Annotated in this window: 13 protein-coding genes; 2 read left to right on the top strand and 11 right to left on the bottom strand. The window is 53.1% G+C overall.

The window, feature by feature from the left end:
- Nucleotides 1–6 precede the first annotated feature (6 nt).
- Both OGV69_RS13680 and OGV69_RS13675 read right to left on the bottom strand, forming a co-directional pair.
- Nucleotides 7–1983, bottom strand: a complete 1977-nt coding sequence (locus tag OGV69_RS13680; protein ID WP_069324915.1) for an alkyl/aryl-sulfatase — start codon at nt 1981–1983, stop codon at nt 7–9.
- A 216-nt stretch (nt 1984–2199) separates the two neighbouring features.
- Nucleotides 2200–2772 (bottom strand): flavin reductase family protein, encoded by a 573-nt coding sequence (locus OGV69_RS13675; protein ID WP_038640667.1) that lies wholly within the window; start codon nt 2770–2772, stop codon nt 2200–2202.
- Nucleotides 2773–2929: 157 nt separating this feature from the next.
- Between OGV69_RS13675 and nhoA the strand changes: the two genes are divergently transcribed.
- On the top strand, nt 2930–3775 hold the full coding sequence (gene nhoA, locus OGV69_RS13670) for an N-hydroxyarylamine O-acetyltransferase (protein WP_069324914.1): 846 nt from the start codon (nt 2930–2932) through the stop codon (nt 3773–3775).
- A 59-nt stretch (nt 3776–3834) separates the two neighbouring features.
- On the opposite strand, the gene OGV69_RS13665 is transcribed toward nhoA, so the two are convergent.
- The 7 genes from OGV69_RS13665 to OGV69_RS13635 form a co-directional block, all read right to left on the bottom strand.
- Nucleotides 3835–4728, bottom strand: coding sequence for a PhzF family isomerase (locus OGV69_RS13665; protein ID WP_069324913.1), 894 nt, complete (start codon nt 4726–4728; stop codon nt 3835–3837).
- Between the two features lie 97 nt (nt 4729–4825).
- Entirely contained in the window at nt 4826–5506 is a 681-nt protein-coding gene (gene narI, locus OGV69_RS13660) for a respiratory nitrate reductase subunit gamma (RefSeq protein ID WP_069324912.1), read from the bottom strand.
- Nucleotides 5503–6198 carry a nitrate reductase molybdenum cofactor assembly chaperone gene (narW, locus tag OGV69_RS13655; protein WP_038640661.1) on the bottom strand — a complete coding sequence of 232 codons (696 nt, stop codon included), beginning with the start codon at nt 6196–6198 and terminating at the stop codon, nt 5503–5505. The genes narI and narW overlap by 4 nt, the downstream gene beginning before the upstream one ends.
- A complete protein-coding gene (gene narH / locus OGV69_RS13650; RefSeq protein ID WP_069324911.1) occupies nt 6198–7742 on the bottom strand; it encodes a nitrate reductase subunit beta in 1545 nt (514 codons plus the stop codon). The genes narW and narH overlap by 1 nt, the downstream gene beginning before the upstream one ends.
- Nucleotides 7739–11479, bottom strand: coding sequence for a nitrate reductase subunit alpha (locus tag OGV69_RS13645; RefSeq protein WP_227409092.1), 3741 nt, complete (start codon nt 11477–11479; stop codon nt 7739–7741). Before OGV69_RS13645 ends, narH begins: the two co-directional genes overlap by 4 nt.
- 86 nt (nt 11480–11565) lie before the next feature.
- The gene (locus OGV69_RS13640; protein WP_069324909.1) at nt 11566–12951 is read right to left on the bottom strand and encodes a NarK family nitrate/nitrite MFS transporter; all 1386 of its coding nucleotides are present in this window, start codon (nt 12949–12951) and stop codon (nt 11566–11568) included.
- Between the two features lie 211 nt (nt 12952–13162).
- Nucleotides 13163–13741, bottom strand: a complete 579-nt coding sequence (locus OGV69_RS13635) for a TetR family transcriptional regulator (RefSeq protein WP_038640653.1) — start codon at nt 13739–13741, stop codon at nt 13163–13165.
- 117 nt (nt 13742–13858) lie between these two features.
- Here OGV69_RS13635 and OGV69_RS13630 point away from each other — a divergent pair, with 117 nt between their 5' ends.
- Nucleotides 13859–15346, top strand: a complete 1488-nt coding sequence (locus tag OGV69_RS13630) for an MFS transporter (RefSeq protein WP_069324908.1) — start codon at nt 13859–13861, stop codon at nt 15344–15346.
- On the opposite strand, the gene OGV69_RS13625 is transcribed toward OGV69_RS13630, so the two are convergent.
- Together OGV69_RS13625 and ompD are read right to left on the bottom strand one after the other, a co-directional pair.
- Nucleotides 15347–15787: a GFA family protein gene (locus OGV69_RS13625; protein ID WP_038640650.1), complete on the bottom strand. Its 441-nt coding sequence runs from the start codon at nt 15785–15787 to the stop codon at nt 15347–15349.
- A gap of 83 nt (nt 15788–15870) precedes the next feature.
- Nucleotides 15871–16950: a porin OmpD gene (ompD, locus tag OGV69_RS13620; RefSeq protein WP_038640648.1), complete on the bottom strand. Its 1080-nt coding sequence runs from the start codon at nt 16948–16950 to the stop codon at nt 15871–15873.
- Nucleotides 16951–17136 lie beyond the last annotated feature (186 nt).

Raw genomic sequence — 17136 nt, 5'->3', positions numbered from 1 at the left:
ACAGGTTTACGGTGTAACGATGTTAAACCAGAATTCGAACTTATCCATATAGCCGAGCATAGCGTCAAGTTTAGCGCCGTCGCCGGTTATCTTCACATCGCCGCTGTCTTGCGCCTGTTTCAGCGTCACTTCCTTGAGGATGATTTTATTGAGCGTGTCGCGATTCAATGTGATCGTGGCGTCAGCCTCTTTTGCTTCGGCATTGGCGGTATGGTTTAGCACGCCATTTTCCAGTTCAAGCTTATATTTACCACCGTCGCTGCCAAGGTCGATGTTAAACACCGATTTGGCATCACCCGCTTTCTGCCCGTTAATATGTACCGCCAGATAGTCGAAGAACATTTCCGGCGTCATGGCGCGTACGGTATCCGGGCTGGCGGTGTTCGGGGTTGGGCCTTTAACCACACCATTACGCAGCTCTTGCGCGCCGGTCAGGTAGAAGTTGCGCCACGGACCGGATTCAGCCTGGTATCCTAGCTGTTCCAGCGCATCAGCTTCCAGGTTGCGCGCGGCCTGGTTATTGGGATCGGCAAACACCACTTTGCTCACCACCTGGGCCACCCAGCGATAGTTACCCTGGTCATAGTCGGCTTTCGCTTTCTGCAGAATGGCGTCCGCTCCGCCCATATAGTCGACGAATTTCTTCGCCGCTTCTTCCGGCGGCAGTTCATCCAGCGTTGCCGGGTTGCCATCAAACCAGCCTAGATAGAGCACATAGGTCGCTTTCACATCATGACTGACGGAACCATAGTAACCGCGATTAGCCCAGGTATGCGCCAGTGAGTCCGGCAGTTTAAAGTTCGCGGCGATTTCATCGCGGGTCAGACCTTCGTTAGCCATACGCAGCGTCTGGTCGTTGATGTAACGATATAGATCTCGCTGGCTTTTCAACAGGTTCACGACTTTGTCATTACCCCAGGTTGGCCAGTGGTGCTGCGCCATCAGGATTTCTGCTTTATCTCCCCAGCGTACAATCGCTTCGTTAATGTATTTGGACCATGGCAACGGCTCACGAATTTTGGCCCCGCGCAGGGAGTAGGTGTTGTGCAGGGTGTGGGTGACATCTTCAGCAGACTCAATCAGTTTCTTCTCTTCGATATACCACAACATTTCTGAAGGCGCTTCGGAGCCTGGGGCCAACATGAAGTCATAGGTCAGGCCATCAATGACCTCTTTTTGCCCATCTTTTTCAATTATATTGGTTGGCGCAATCAGGGTGACGGTTCCCGCGGAGGTCGTGGTTCCCAGTCCGGCACCAACCTGACCTTTGGCATCAGGTTTTAGTAGATTGCCGTACATATAGCTCGCGCGACGGCTCATAACGTTGCCGGCCATGATATTCTCAGCCACCGCCGCCTCCATAAAGCCGGCAGGTGCATAAATCTTCACTTTGCCCGCTTTAACGTCTGCTTCATCAACAACGCCGCGTACGCCGCCGTAATGGTCAACGTGGCTGTGCGTATAAATCACCGCGACAACGGGTTTTTGACCGCGGTTTTTAAAGTAAAGATCCATCCCGACTTTGGCCGTTTCTGCTGATACCAGCGGGTCAACAACGGTGACGCCTTCTTTACCTTCAATGATCGTCATGTTGGACAGATCGAGGTTACGGATCTGGTAAACGCCTTCCGTCACTTCAAACAGTCCGCTGATGTTGATCAACTGGGACTGACGCCACAGGCTCGGATTTACCGTATCCGGGGCTTTATCGCCTTCTTTAATGAACGCATATTGTTGCGGATTCCAGATGACATTTCCTTGCTCACCTTTGATCACATCCTGAGGAATAGGGGCGATGAAGCCTTTATGAGCATCGGTAAAGTCGGTGTTATCGGAGAAGGGCAGTTGATTGAAAAGCGCATTGTTCGCTTGTTGCGTGGAAGCGGTTGCGTCTTTTGGCGCTTCAGCGGCAATCAGGGGAGCAGAGGCAGAGGTGAGTAACCCGGCAAGGATAAAACTTTGTGCGATTTTATTCAGTTGCATCGTAAAACCTCTCTGACACTTTATAAGTACAGTTCTGGGGAGATGCTGCTTTGACTGATTGGATTTGGAATAGATATTTGACTTAGAGCAAGTTTAACTATAATTCACGCAAATGATTCAGCAAGGAAGGACAGCGATTCATCCGACTGGTTTTTCAGAAGTTTTAAGAAGACGGTGAGGGATGAAAAACATGAGCCGCCATTCGTTAGCAGGCAATTATTCACCTGCGGTAATGCGTCTTCCGCTGGAGACAAACGTTCCGGCCCCAAGGTGATGCAGGGTAGTGAGCTTGTCATCATCAAACTGCCATCGTCCTTCCACGAAGGCTCTCTCATCAGCGGCCGCCGAGACCACTTCCCCAAACAGGGTGTCATACTTTTCCTGTGCCGCCGTTGCAGGCAGTAGACGGCATTCCATCCAGGCCAGGCATTTTGCTTCTATCAGCGGTAAACCCAGCACCGGTCCTTGCACCACAGGAATGCCGTAGCAGTTGAATTTATCTTCCACGCGACCGGAAACGCTGCCAACGGCCCAGGTCCAGTTGGCGGCGGCAACCCCCGGAATAACGATGCCAAACATGCCGCTGCGTTCAATCAGTTCCCGCGACCAGGCGGTTTTATCAACCACAATTGCGATACGCGGTGGTTCAAACTCCACGGGCATTGACCACGCAGCGGCCATCACATTCCGCCGCTCTGTATGATCGTCCCGACTGGTGATTAAAATGGTAGGGCCGTGATTTAGCAGTCGACTGGCATGTTTTAATTCGAGAGGACGAAAATGGCTCATGGATGCTCCTTGGCTGAGAGATAACACACCACAATTAACTTAGATATTAACGGTATTAGCGATTTTGTCGCCTCGTGAGGAAGAACAACGCACAAAATCGACAGCGTAAAATTAAAAATGCGTTATAAGTACAACATTACACAAACAGGAAGCTGGTATGACGCCTTTTTTAAACGCTTATTTTGCCCGTATTGGCTGGTCAGGTTCGGCCAACGTCAACATTGAAACCCTGCGAGCGCTACATTTACTGCACAACAGCGCCATTCCTTTTGAAAATCTCGATGTGCTGCTGCCACGCGAAATGCAACTCGACGACGCATCGCTGGAAGAGAAACTGGTAACGGCGCGTCGCGGCGGTTATTGTTTTGAGCAAAATGGGTTATTTGAGCGGGCGCTCCGCGAAATCGGTTTTACCGTTCGCAGTTTACTTGGACGTGTGGTACTGGCGAATCCGTCAAGCCTACCGCCACGCACGCATCGTCTGCTGCTGGTTGAGCTACAGGGAGAGCAGTGGATCGCTGACGTCGGATTCGGTGGGCAAACGCTGACAGCGCCGATTCGTCTGCAGGCAGATGTTGCACAGCACACACCACACGGAGAGTATCGTCTGATTCAGGACGGTGAAGACTGGATTTTGCAGTTCCGTCATCACGAACACTGGCAATCAATGTACCGTTTTGACCTGGTTATGCAGCATCAGAGCGATTATCTGATGGGCAACTTCTGGTCGGCGCATTGGCCGCAGTCGCATTTTCGTCATCATCTGCTGATGTGTCGTCATCTGCCAGACGGCGGTAAATTTACGTTAACCAATTTTCATTTTACCCATTATCAGGATGGCCATGCGGTAGAGCAGATTAATCTGCCCGACACCGCCAGCCTGTACGCCTTATTGCAGGCGCGGTTTGGATTGGGCGTGGATGATGTGAAGCATGGATTTACTGAAGCAGAATTGGCGACGGTAATGGCGGCGTTTGATACGCACCCGGAAGCGGGGAAATAACACCATCGGGAATAGTGCCGGATGCGGCGTAACCGTCTTATCCGGCCCACAGGAATAGATTAAAAATCTATTGCCCACTCTGCATGAAACAGGATCACCGCCGAACCGGTAATGGTGACTTTTTCCGGCTGGTTATCACGAATAGCGACCGTCACATCAACTATACCGTCACGACCCAGCGCACGGCCCTGATGCCCCTGAACACGTAACGTTTTGCCATCATGCGCCATCAGTCGGTGGTGAACCAGCCACGCGCCCATCGGCCCGTTGGCATTGCCGGTGACTGGATCTTCCACAATACCAATTGCGGGTGAAAACATGCGTCCATCGGTGGCGTTTTCGCCCTTACGGATTTGAAAAGGGAAGAAACCGTTACAGCCAATTTGTTGGCTGATGGTCGCCAGAGCCTTCAAATCTGGGGCAAGGGCGTCCAGGTCTACCTCAGGCTTTAGCGGAATCATCACTTTCGAATGGCCGGTGGTGGCAACCTGGATCGGCAGCCCTGGCAGCATATCGTCTTCGCTCAGATGCAGGGCGTGGATAATTGCAGCGCGAACCGCGCCTTGCAGCGGTGGTTCAAATCCAGGTGCTCCTTGCTCAAGGCTAATGCGATAGTCATTCCCTACAGTTTCAACATCCACCCGATGGCGCCCGGCCAGCGAGGTTTGCCAGACGGTCGTGTTGCTCAGACCCAGTACCTTGGCCCGCACGTAGTGCGCGGCGACGGTAGCATGTCCACAGATGGGAACTTCGACCGTCGGCGTGAAATAGCGGATGTGTACATCGCTGTCGTTGCTGGTCAGCAGGAATGCAGTTTCCGAATGACGCAGCTCGCGGGCAATGAGCTGCATCTGCGCTTCGCTCAGTCCGTCAGCATGCAGCACCACGCCCGCTGAATTGCCGCGAAAGGGGACCGAGGTCAAGGCATCGACGTGGTAAACCTGTGGTTTCATTAGCGTTCTCCCTGGAATGGAGAAGCATCATAGCGTACAAAAAGCGGGATAGCGATGCAGACCTGGTGGCGCTTAGGCCACCAAGCATCAGAGTCAATTAGCGGCGCGAGCGCACAATTTGATAGCGGCGGGTGAAGTACTCAAACGGCGCACTCCACACGTGTACCAGACGTGTGAATGGAAACAGTAGGAATATCGTCATGCCTAACACCAGATGGGCACGGAATATCGGCGCCACGCCATCCAGATGCGCAGATGCGCCCCCCTGGAAAGTCACCACCGACTGCGCCCAACCGACCAGTTTCAGCATTTCACTACCGTCAGGGTGTTGTGCGGAGAACGGAATAGTGGTTAAGCCGAGAATGCATTGAACCAGCAGAATGCACAGGATCAGAATATCAGCGGTGGATGATGTTGCGCGAATGCGTGGATTAGTCAGGCGCCGCACCAGCAACCCCGCGCCCCCAATCAGCGTTAACACGCCGCAGACACCGCCAAGAATCATTGCCATTTGCTGTTTCACCGCAATCGGCAGGAACCAGGCATACATCCAGTGCGGGGTCAGCATGCCAAACAGGTGACCGAAAAAAATCCCCAGAATGCCGATATGGAACAAGTTTGACCATAACACCATACCGCGTTTGTCCAGCATTTGACTGGAAGAGGCGCGCCAGGTGTATTGCCCGTAGTCGTAACGCAACCAACTGCCGAGGATAAACACCGTGCCGCACAAATACGGGTAGATATCGTAAAAGAAGACGTTCAGATACTGTATCATTTCGGACCTCCCGCGCTGACGTCGACATACTGCGGCGCCACGTCCTGGCTAAAGCGTCGTTGATAGTTTTGTAACGGTGAGCTGTCACAAGCGGTGGCGTTATCTTCGATAAACTTCACCTGTTCCTCTTCCCAGACCGCATCCAGGGCCTGACGGGTATCGTCACGTGTTTCTGCGCCAACCTGCCTGGTGACACTGTCACTTGAAAGGGGGCTACCGGCAAGCAGCAGCAAGGCGTCAAACAACTGATACCACGGCGTATCGCGCTGTTTTAAGCGACCGCCAAGCAGTGCCAGAATGGGGGCGACATTCTGTAAACCTTCTTTGGCCTGGGCCTCCGGCAGCACGCTTAAATACTCCAGATACAACGGTAGATGATCCGGCAGCTCGCGGCAGTTAAGCTGGAGCCCGACCTTTTCGTACTGCGCCAGCAGATCAACCATCGCCTGGCCGCGATCACGCGACTCGGCATGGACATGTTCGAACAACAGCAGTGAGGTGGCGCGCCCCCGATCAAACACCTCGCACCATTCGGCTTGCTTATCCAGTAATGGCGCATTGAGCAGTGCCTGGCTAAATTCGATAAGCATTGGGGCATCGCTGGACACCAGCGCCAGCGCGTCGTCTTTACACTCCCACAGCAGTTCGTCCGGATATTCCATCAGCAGTCCGATAACCTTGAGGATTTGCATTATTCACCCTCCGCTTTATCGCGCACTTCGGTAATGTCGATGGCATCAATACGACTGCTGTTAAACAGGTTGAACTTGGTATCCGAACCGTGACAGCCGTCGCCAAAGGTGAAACCACAACCGTTTTTCTCCGGGAAAGCGTCGCGCGCCATTTCACGGTGGCTGGTCGGGATCACGAAGCGGTCTTCATAGTTGGCGATAGCCAGATAGCGATACATCTCCTCCACCTGCTCAACGGTCAGACCGACTTCCTCAATGGCGCGGGTATCCGTCACGCCTTCGACGGTTTGTGAGCGCATATAGTGGCGCATCGCCATCATGCGTTTGAGCGCGCGTAGTACCGGGGCGGTATCGCCAGCGCTTAGCATATTGGCGAGGTACTGTACCGGGATACGCAGTGATTCCACCGCCGGTAAAATATTGCCATTGTGCGGCAGGCCACCGGCATCAGCGACCGACTGAATCGGTGACAACGGCGGCACATACCAGACCATCGGCAGAGTGCGATACTCAGGATGTAACGGCAACGCCAGCTTCCAGTCTATTGCCATTTTGTAGACCGGCGAACGTTGGGCGGCGTCGATAACATTCTGTGGAATGCCTTGTTTTAACGCCTCTTCGATGACCGCCGGATCGTGCGGATTGAGGAACACATCGCACTGACGCTCATACAGGTCGGTCTCATGCTCGGTACTGGCCGCTTCCTCGATGCGGTCGGCGTCGTACAGCAATACACCGAGATAACGGATACGCCCAACGCAGGTTTCCGAACATACCGTCGGCTGGCCGGACTCAATACGCGGGTAACAGAAAATGCACTTCTCTGACTTACCGCTCTTCCAGTTAAAATAGATTTTCTTGTATGGACAACCGCTGATACACAAACGCCAACCGCGGCATTTGTCCTGGTCGATCAGCACAATGCCGTCTTCCTCACGCTTATAGATGGCACCACTCGGGCAGGTGGCGACACAGCTTGGGTTCAGACAGTGTTCACAGAGTCGCGGTAAATACATCATGAAGGTGTTTTCGAACTGACCGTACATCTCCTTCTGCATTTTCTCGAAGTTTCGGTCACGGGCGCGTTTTGAGAACTCGCCGCCGAGCAGCTCTTCCCAGTTGGGGCCCCAGATAATCTTGTCCATCCGTTTACCGTCGATCAAAGAACGTGGACGCGCAGTGGGCTGGTTTTTGCCTTCCGGTGCGCTATGCAGATGCTGATAATCGTAGGTAAACGGTTCATAGTAATCATCGATTTGCGGGATCACCGGGTTGGCGAATATTTTGGTAATCACCCCCATCTTGCCGCCCAGACGCGGTCTTATCTTGCCGTTGACATCGCGAACCCAGCCGCCTTGCCACTCTTCCTGATCTTCCCAGTTTTTCGGATAACCAATGCCTGGTTTGGTCTCGACGTTGTTAAACCATGCATATTCCATCCCTTCGCGCCCGGTCCAGACATTTTTACAGGTGACGGAGCAGGTGTGGCAGCCGATACACTTGTCAAGATTAAGAACCATGCCTACCTGTGAGCGTATTTTCATTTTTTCGCCTCCTGTACCTGATCGCGACCTTCATCATCCAGCCAGTTAATATTTTTCATTTTTCTAATCATGATGAACTCATCGCGGTTAGAGCCGACCGTACCGTAATAGTTAAAGCTGTACGCCAACTGCGCATAGCCACCGATCATATGCGTCGGTTTCGGGCAGACGCGGGTGACCGAGTTATGGATCCCGCCACGCATCCCGGTGACTTCTGAGCCGGGAATGTTCATGATTCGTTCCTGAGCGTGATACATCATGGTCATTCCCGGTGGCACGCGCTGACTCACTACCGCACGGGCGGTAAGCGCGCCATTGGCGTTAAAGGCTTCGATCCAGTCGTTATCTTCAATACCCAACTCTTTGGCATCGGTCTCGCTGATCCAGACGATGGGGCCGCCGCGCGACAGCGTCAGCATCAGCAGGTTTTCGCTGTAGGTGGAGTGGATCCCCCATTTCTGATGCGGCGTCAGGAAGTTGAGCGCTTTTTCCGGGAAACCGTTAGGCGGAACGTCGCGCATTTCGCTAACGCTGCGGGTGTCGATAGGCGGACGGTAGGCCACCAGGCTTTCACCAAATGCACGCATCCACGCGTGATCCTGATACAACTGCTGGCGACCGGACAGGGTGCGCCATGGGATCAGCTCGTGGACGTTGGTATAGCCTGCGTTATAGGAGACATGTTCGCTTTCAAGACCGGACCAGGTAGGGCTGGAGATAATTTTGCGCGGCTGCGCCTGAATATCGCGAAAACGGATCTTCTCATCTTCTTTGTTCAACGCCAGATGCGTATGGTCGCGTCCGGTCATGGCGCCCAGCGCTTCCCAGGCTTTGACTGCCACCTGACCGTTGGTTTCCGGCGCCAGGGCGAGGATCACCTCCGACGCATCCAGTGCGGTGTCGATCAGCGGGCGACCTTTCGCCGGACCTTCGCGTTTGGTGTAGTTCAGCTTGCCGAGGAAATCGACCTCGGTCTGGGTGTTCCAGGAGATACCTTTGCCACCGTTTCCAAGCTTGTCCATTAGCGGGCCGAGCGAGGTAAAACGTTCGTAGGTGGCAGGGTAGTCACGCTCCACGACGGCGATATTAGGCGCAGTTTTTCCTGGAACAAGATCGCATTCGCCTTTGCGCCAGTCGAGGATGTCAAACGGCTGCGCCAGTTCTGCTGGTGAGTCGTGTTGCAGTGGTTGCAGGACGACATCGGTTTCTTGCCCAAGGTGCCCGACACAGACCTCCGAGAACACTTTGGCGATGCCTTTATAGATTTCCCAGTCGCTCTTCGATTCCCACGCCGGATCGACCGCCGCCGACAGCGGGTGAATAAACGGATGCATATCCGAGGTGTTCATATCATCTTTTTCGTACCAGGTGGCGGTAGGCAGAACGATATCGGAGAACAGACAGGTACTGGACATACGGAAATCGAGCGTGACCAGCAGATCAAGCTTGCCTTCAATCGCCGCAGCCTGCCATTCCACCTCTTCAGGTTTAATGCCCTCGCTTGAACCGAGCGCTTCTCCCTGGATCCCGCTTTCGGTACCCAGCAAATATTTGAGCATGTATTCATGCCCTTTACCGGAGGAGCCGAGCAGGTTAGAGCGCCAGACAAAGAGGTTGCGCGGATGGTTGTGGCCGCTATCCGGCTGCTCGCAGGCAAAACGGATATCACCCGATTTCAGCGCTTGTGCGGTGTATTCAACAGGAGACAAGCCAGCCTGTTCAGCCTTCGCTTTCACGGTCAATGGGTTGAGGTTAAGCTGCGGGGCGGACGGCAGCCAGCCCATTCTTTCGGCGCGTACGTTAAAGTCGATTAAATGCCCGCTAAATTTCGACGCGTCGGCCAGCGGAGAGAGGAGCTCCTGCGCGGTAAGTTTTTCATAACGCCACTGGCTGGAGTGGTTGTAGAAAAACGAAGTGCTGTTCATCTGACGCGGCGGGCGGTTCCAGTCCAGCGCAAACGCCAGCGGTAACCAGCCGGTTTGCGGACGCAGTTTCTCCTGACCCACATAGTGCGCCCAGCCACCGCCGCTTTGCCCCACGCAGCCACAGAACACCAGCATGTTAATCATGCCACGGTAGTTCATATCCATGTGATACCAGTGGTTAACGCCAGCCCCGAGGATGATCATCGACCGGCCGTGAGTTTTGTGTGCCGTATCGGCAAACTCTCTGGCGATTTGTTCGATATGACGGCGTGGCACACCGGTAATTTGTTCTCCCCAGGCCGGGGTGTAGGCTTTCACTTCGCTGTAATCTTGCGCGCTATGAACGTCATCCAGACCACGATCGAGACCGTAATTCGCCAGTACCAGATCATAAACGCTCACTACCGGACAACTGCGGCCATCGGCGAGGCTGAGGCGTTTTACCGGAAGTTGCCGTACCAGCACCGGCTGTTGTTTTACGCTGCGAAAATGCGGGTTTTCGTTGCCGCCAAAGTAGGGGAATGCTACCCCAGCCACGTCATCATGCTGACCCAGCAACGAGAGGGAAAGTTCTGTTTCTCCCCCTGCGGCCAACGACTCGAGGTTCCATTTTCCCGTCTCACCCCAGCGAAAGCCGATGGAGCCGTTCGGCACGACCAGCTCACCGTCGCTGTTAAAGGCCACGGTTTTCCACTCCGGATTGTTGTTTTCGCCCAGACCGTCAACAAGGTCTGAAGCGCGCATCATTCTGCCAGGCACGTAGCTGCCGTCTTCGCGAGCCTCCAGCAGGACCAGCATTGGCATATCGGTATAGCGGCGGCAGTAATTGAGGAAGTAGTCGCTGGGCCTGTCGAGGTGGAACTCTTTCAGGATGACGTGGCCCATGGCCATCGCCAGCGCGCTGTCGGTGCCTTGTTTTGGTGCCAGCCACTGGTCGCACAGTTTCGCGACTTCCGAGTAGTCGGGCGTAACGGCAATGGTTTTAGTGCCTTTGTAGCGCACTTCGGTAAAAAAGTGCGCGTCAGGCGTACGGGTCTGTGGGACGTTAGAACCCCAGGCAATAATATAACTGGAGTTATACCAGTCGGCGGATTCAGGAACGTCGGTCTGTTCGCCCCAGGTCATTGGCGACGCAGGCGGTAAGTCGCAATACCAGTCATAAAAGCTCAGGCAGGTGCCGCCAAGAAGGGAAAGATAACGCGTGCCTGCGGCATAGGAGACCATCGACATTGCCGGAATAGGTGAAAATCCGGCCACGCGATCCGGGCCGTAGGTCTTTACCGTCCAGACGTTGGCGGCGGCAATCAACTGATTAAGTTCTTTCCAGCTAGAACGGATAAAACCACCGCGACCGCGTACCTGCTTGTAGCTCTGGCATTTTTGCGGGTCGTTCATAATCGATTCCCAGGCCAGCACCGGGTCGGACTGGCGGGTCAGGGCGTCGCGCCACAGTTCAATCAAACGTTTACGCACTAACGGATATTTCAGGCGGTTGGCGCTGTAAAGATACCAGGAGTAGCTGGCGCCGCGCGGACAGCCGCGGGGTTCATGATTTGGCAGGTCAGGGCGGGTACGCGGGTAGTCAGTTTGCTGCGTTTCCCAGGTCACCAGTCCGTTTTTGACGTAGATTTTCCAGCTACATGAACCGGTACAGTTCACGCCGTGGGTAGAGCGCACAATTTTATCGAACTGCCAGCGTTGACGATAACTGTCTTCCCAGTCCCGATTGGTGTGCATCACTTGCCCATGCCCCTCGGCAAACGTATCGCCCTTTTGTTTAAAGTAGCGAAAGCGATCTAACAGTTTACTCATGACATAACTCCTGCTTCGATAATATTGCCGACGATGGATCGCACACCAGGCCTGCCTGAATGTCCGATCCAGCGGTATCCATTTCGTTATTTTTTTTGTGATTTACGGCCATAGACCAGCCAAGTCACCAGCACACAGACGATGTAAAACACCAAAAATATTTTCATAGCCCCCACCGGAGAGCCGGTTAGCGCCAGGGATGAACCAAACGCTTTGGGGATGAAGAAGCCGCCCACAGCGCCAATGGCTGAGATGAATCCAAGCGCGGCGGCGGTGTCGGTTACCGCTTCACGCTGGGCCTGTTCCTCTGTACCACCGCGCAGTTTCACCCGGTAAATCGTGATTTTGCGAAAGATCACCGCAATCATCTGGAAGGTCGACCCGCTTCCCAGACCCGCGGTCAGGAACAGCCCCATAAACACCAGATAGAAGGCGACAAAGTTTCCTTCACCGGACCCCGGCAGAGTAAGAAACAGCAGGGCGCTGAACAGTGCCATAAAGATGAAGTTAATTAACGTGACGCGTACACCGCCGAACTTGTCAGAGATGACGCCGCCCGCCGATCGCGCAAGCGCGCCGATGAAGGGGCCGAAGAACGCCAGTTGCAGAATATCCACGTCAGGAAATTGCGTTTTCGCCAGCATGGCAAAGCCCGCCGAAAAGCCGATAAATGACCCGAAAGTTGCAAGATACAGCAGGCTTAACAGCCACAAGTGAAAACGCTTGAGGACCGGTAACTGGGAAGCAATAGAAGCCTTCGAACTGGCAATATCATTCATTCCCATACCTGCCGCCAGGGTGGCTATTAGCAGAAGTGGAACCCAAATCCATGCGGCATTGGCCAGCGACAATAACGAGCCATCAGCTTGCGGTACGCCCTGGACGCCCAAAAAGGTAAATATGGGCAGAAAAATCACCAGCGGCGCGATCAACTGCATCACGCTGACGCCGAGGTTGCCAAGACCGCCGTTAACGCCCAGCGCGCTGCCTTGCTTTGCTTTGGGGAAGAAAAAACTAATATTGCCCATGCTGGAGGCAAAGTTAGCGCCAGCAAAACCGCACATCAGCGCAATAATAATAAATACTCCAAACGGAGTAGCGGTATTTTGCACGGCAAATCCCAGCCAGACGCAGGGAATAACCAGAATAATCGTGCTAAAAATGGTCCAACGGCGACCGCCAAATATAGGTACCATAAAGGAGTAGGGAACGCGCAATATTGCACCAGAAAGGGAGGGTAATGCCGTTAATAAAAACAGTTGATCGGTGGTGAAATTAAAACCAATTTTATTCAGATTGACGGCTACGGCGCTAAACAGCATCCAGACGCAGAAGGCAAGCAAAAGGCAAGTTACTGATATCCAAAGATTTCTACGGGCAATGTGCTTGCCTTTGTTTTCCCAAAAGGCAGGGTTTTCTGGTTTCCAGTCAGTCAAAAGATAACGATTATTTTTCTCATTTGATGATGACATATTATTCTCCATGCACATGCCGTTCATGAAAAAGAAATAAATGCATACAGGCCGCGCGGCTTCTTTTTAGAAACTACTGAAAGGTTTTGGGAATATTGACTGAAAGAATAGATAAAAAAGCGCAATAGCGCGGGATAAGGGGAGAATTACATGTTGGTTAAGTGTTACTAATTGTAAACTTAAATGATGTATTGTTTATTCATCTATAACATCAACTAAATAACTCAAGCGTAATCATACGATCCAGGTGGTGTTCGAAAGCGGGATCGGCCATTTCCTCTATGCCCAACACATACATACCATCCAGGCCGCAGACCAGTGCGATTAAACGCCATGCGACATCGGCGGCATCTGGGGTGGATAAAAACTCACCGGCTTTCTGTCCCTGAGTGATGATGTTAGCCGTTTCCTCATGCCACATCCGCATGGTCAGCAGATAGGCGCTTTTGATCTCAGGATCTTTATCTGCCAGCACCTGTGCTTCACGCCACAGCCTGATATGGGGTTCGAACCCGCCATCTTCGCTGCCCAGCATGGCATGCAGCCGTTCCCGAAAACTGGCGTTTTCGCTGACCAGTTCAGCATCAAGCAGGGTACGGATCAGGCGCACAAAAGCCTGAGACTTGAGTTCACCGGCAGAGGAAAAGTGATGATGCACCTGACCCGTCGCCACATGGGCTTCCGCCGCTATACGTCGTACGGTCATGGCAGTAAACCCTTCTTCCAGCGCAACGCGCATCGCCGCTTGCAGAATCACTTCCCGACGTTCATCCCGGTTCAGATAGCTCATCATTCCTCCTGTATCTCAATAGCACGCAGTCTAACAAAAAGTTGGACATACGTTCAATTTTCCGTAGGATCGCTAAAGCTGGACATGTGTCCAGTTTCGGTTTCGTTAGGGAGTTTTATGTTTCGTCAGTGGTTAACGTTAGTCATTATTGTACTGGTCTACATCCCTGTTGCGATTGATGCAACGGTGCTGCACGTTGCCGCGCCCACGCTGAGTATGACGCTGGGTGCCAGTGGTAACGAGCTGCTGTGGATTATTGATATTTATTCGCTGGTAATGGCTGGCATGGTGTTGCCAATGGGGGCATTGGGCGATCGCATCGGTTTTAAACGTCTGCTGCTGTTGGGTGGGGGCTTATTTGGCCTGGCATCGCTGGCCGCTGCGTTTGCCCACAGCGCCAGCTGGCTGATTGCCACGCGGGCGGTATTAGCGATCGGGGCGGCGATGATTGTTCCGGCTACGCTCGCGGGTATTCGCGCCACCTTTGCCGAACAGCGTCATCGCAATATGGCGCTCGGCGTCTGGGCCGCTGTCGGTTCCGGCGGCGCGGCGTTTGGGCCATTAGTGGGCGGCATACTGCTGGAGCACTTCTATTGGGGATCCGTGTTCTTAATCAATGTGCCTATTGTTGTGGTGGTAATGGCATTGACGGCCCGTTTCGTGCCACGCCAGGCTGGACGTCGCGATCAATCGTTAAATTTTGGTCATGCGATAATGCTGATTGTCGCTATTCTGCTGCTGGTCTATAGCGCCAAAACCGCCCTGAAAGGTCATATGGCGACCACTGCCATCGTGCTGACATTGTTAACCGGAGCATTGCTGTTGGGGCAGTTTGTCCGTATCCAGCTTGCAGCTTCGCGGCCAATGATTGATATGCGGCTGTTTACGCATCGCATTATCTTAAGCGGCGTAGTGATGGCGATGACCGCGATGATTACGCTGGTTGGTTTCGAATTGCTGATGGCTCAGGAGCTCCAGTTTGTGCACGGTTTGACGCCGTATCAGGCCGGTCTGTTTATGCTACCGGTGATGCTGGCAAGTGGTTTCAGCGGCCCCATTGCCGGCATGTTGGTGTCACGTCTGGGATTACGTTGTGTGGCAACGGCGGGCATGGCGCTCAGCGCCGTCAGTTTTTACGGTCTGGCGATGACGGATTTCAGTACGCAGCAGATACAAGCGTGGATATTGATGGCCTTGCTCGGATTCAGCGCGGCGAGTGCGCTTTTGGCCTCAACGGCGGCGATCATGGCCGCAGCCCCGGCAGAAAAAGCGGCCGCTGCTGGCGCCATTGAGACAATGGCCTATGAGCTTGGCGCCGGGCTTGGCATCGCTATCTTTGGCTTGCTGTTGAGCCGGAGCTTTTCTGCCTCGATTCTGCCGCCTGCCGGACTCAATCCGCAGGAGATAGAGCGCGCCTCATCATCAATGGGCGAAGCGGTGCAACTTGCGCATTCGCTCCCGTCGTCGCTGAGTGAGGCAGTGCTGGCGGCTGCCAGAGAAGCCTTTACCTGGTCACATAGCGTGGCCTTAAGCAGCGCTGGCAGTATGCTTATCGTATTAGCGATAGGGATGTGGTTCAGTCTGGCAAAGCTACAGCGTCAATAACTAGTGGGCTAAATGACAGGGGTAATCCATCTCTTCGACTTCTTTTCCACTCAAGCGAGCGTATTGCCCCGTCAGTCTCCAGAATGCAGGTTGAGTTTCCGTATAGATCTCTGCTGCTAACACCAGGCGGCGGCGATCTACCTCGTTAAGTTCCAGTAGCGTCCACGGCACAAAATAGCGTTCGCTACCCGTCAGGGTAAACCACAGCGGGCACCCACAGCCGGAACAGAAGAAACGTTCACCACGATTTGAAGAAGGAAAGTGTGAGGGTTGGGCTGAATCCGGCGACATCTGCGGATGAGCGCTGGCCTCCAGATACATAGCGATGCCACCCGACCATTTCTGACACAACGTACAGTGGCAGGCATAGACATCCAGCATTTCGACGTCAACGGTAAAATGACTCTGTCCGCAAAGACAACGACCAGTGAACGTCTGCACGGCATACTCCTTATGACCGAGACTACATCAAGAGAAAAAGCCAGCCCCGAAAGGACTGGCTTTGTATTCAGACTACAACAAAATTAGAACTGGTAGTTCAGACCAACAGCCACGATGTTGTCAGTGCTTACACCTGCATAGCGGGTGAAGTTGTTGTCATCCAGCAGGTTGATTTTGTAATCAACGAAGGTAGACATGTTTTTGTTGAAGTAGTAGGTAGCACCCAGGTCTACGTATTCAACCAGATCCTGGTCGCCGAAATAACCCAGATCTTTACCTTTGGATTTCAGGTAAGCAACGGACGGACGCAGGCCGAAGTCGAACTGGTACTGAGCAACAGCTTCAAAGTTCTGAGCTTTGTTAGCAATACCGTCGATTTTACCGAACGTAGTCATGTTGCGGGTTTCGGAGTAGGTGGTCGCCAGGTAGATGTTATTCGCATCATATTTCAGACCAGCAGCCCATACTTCCGCATTCTGACCGGATGCGTACAGACCGTTGTTACCGTTACGAACCTGACGGTCGGTACGGTCAGATTTCGCGTAGGTCGCACCAACGCCAAAACCTTCGTACTCATAAGTAGTAGACAGACCGAAACCGTCGCCGTTTGCTTCTACTTCATTGTTACGATCGTTTTTGCCCTGATACTGAGCAGCGAAGTTCAGACCTTCAACCAGACCGAAGAAATCGGTGTTACGGTAGGTTGCAACGCCGGTAGCACGCTGGGTCATGAATACGTCAGTCTGGGTCCAGGTATCGCCACCGAACTCTGGCAGAACGTCGGTCCATGCGCCGATGTCGTAAGCTACGCCGTAGTTACGACCGTAGTCGAAAGAACCGTATTCAGCGAATTTCAGGCCAGCGAATGCCAGACGGGTTTTGTCTGCTTCGGAACCCTGATCTTCAGAACGGTTGCCTTTGAATTCATATTCCCACTGACCGAAACCAACCAGCTGGTCATTGATCTGAGTTTCGCCTTTGAAGCCCAGACGTGCGTAGGTTTTGTCGCCATCGCTGCTGGTGTCATCAGAGAAATAATGCTGAGCGTGAACTTTACCGTAGATATCCAGTTTGTTTGCGTCTTTGTTATATACCTCAGCCGCGTTTACTGCACCTGCCGCCAACAGGCTAGTCACTGCCACTGCAACTAATTTAAGTTTCATTCTAAATAATCCTTATAATTTTTTCTTGGTGTGTTTCCTAAACCATTGCTAAACGAAGGGGTTCGTCAATGGCAAACCATTTTTAAATGACGCAGTGGTATAAGTTCAATAATAAGTTTCATAATATTGCGAAATATTTGAAGTTGTGTGATCCAGATCTACATAATACAGCTGATTGTATTAATC

It is taken from the genome of Citrobacter sp. Cc139 (assembly GCF_030334645.1).
Taxonomy (GTDB): Bacteria; Pseudomonadota; Gammaproteobacteria; order Enterobacterales; family Enterobacteriaceae; genus Citrobacter; species Citrobacter werkmanii.
Note: the sequence above shows the minus strand (reverse complement) of the source record. Positions and strands in the feature narration are given on the sequence as shown.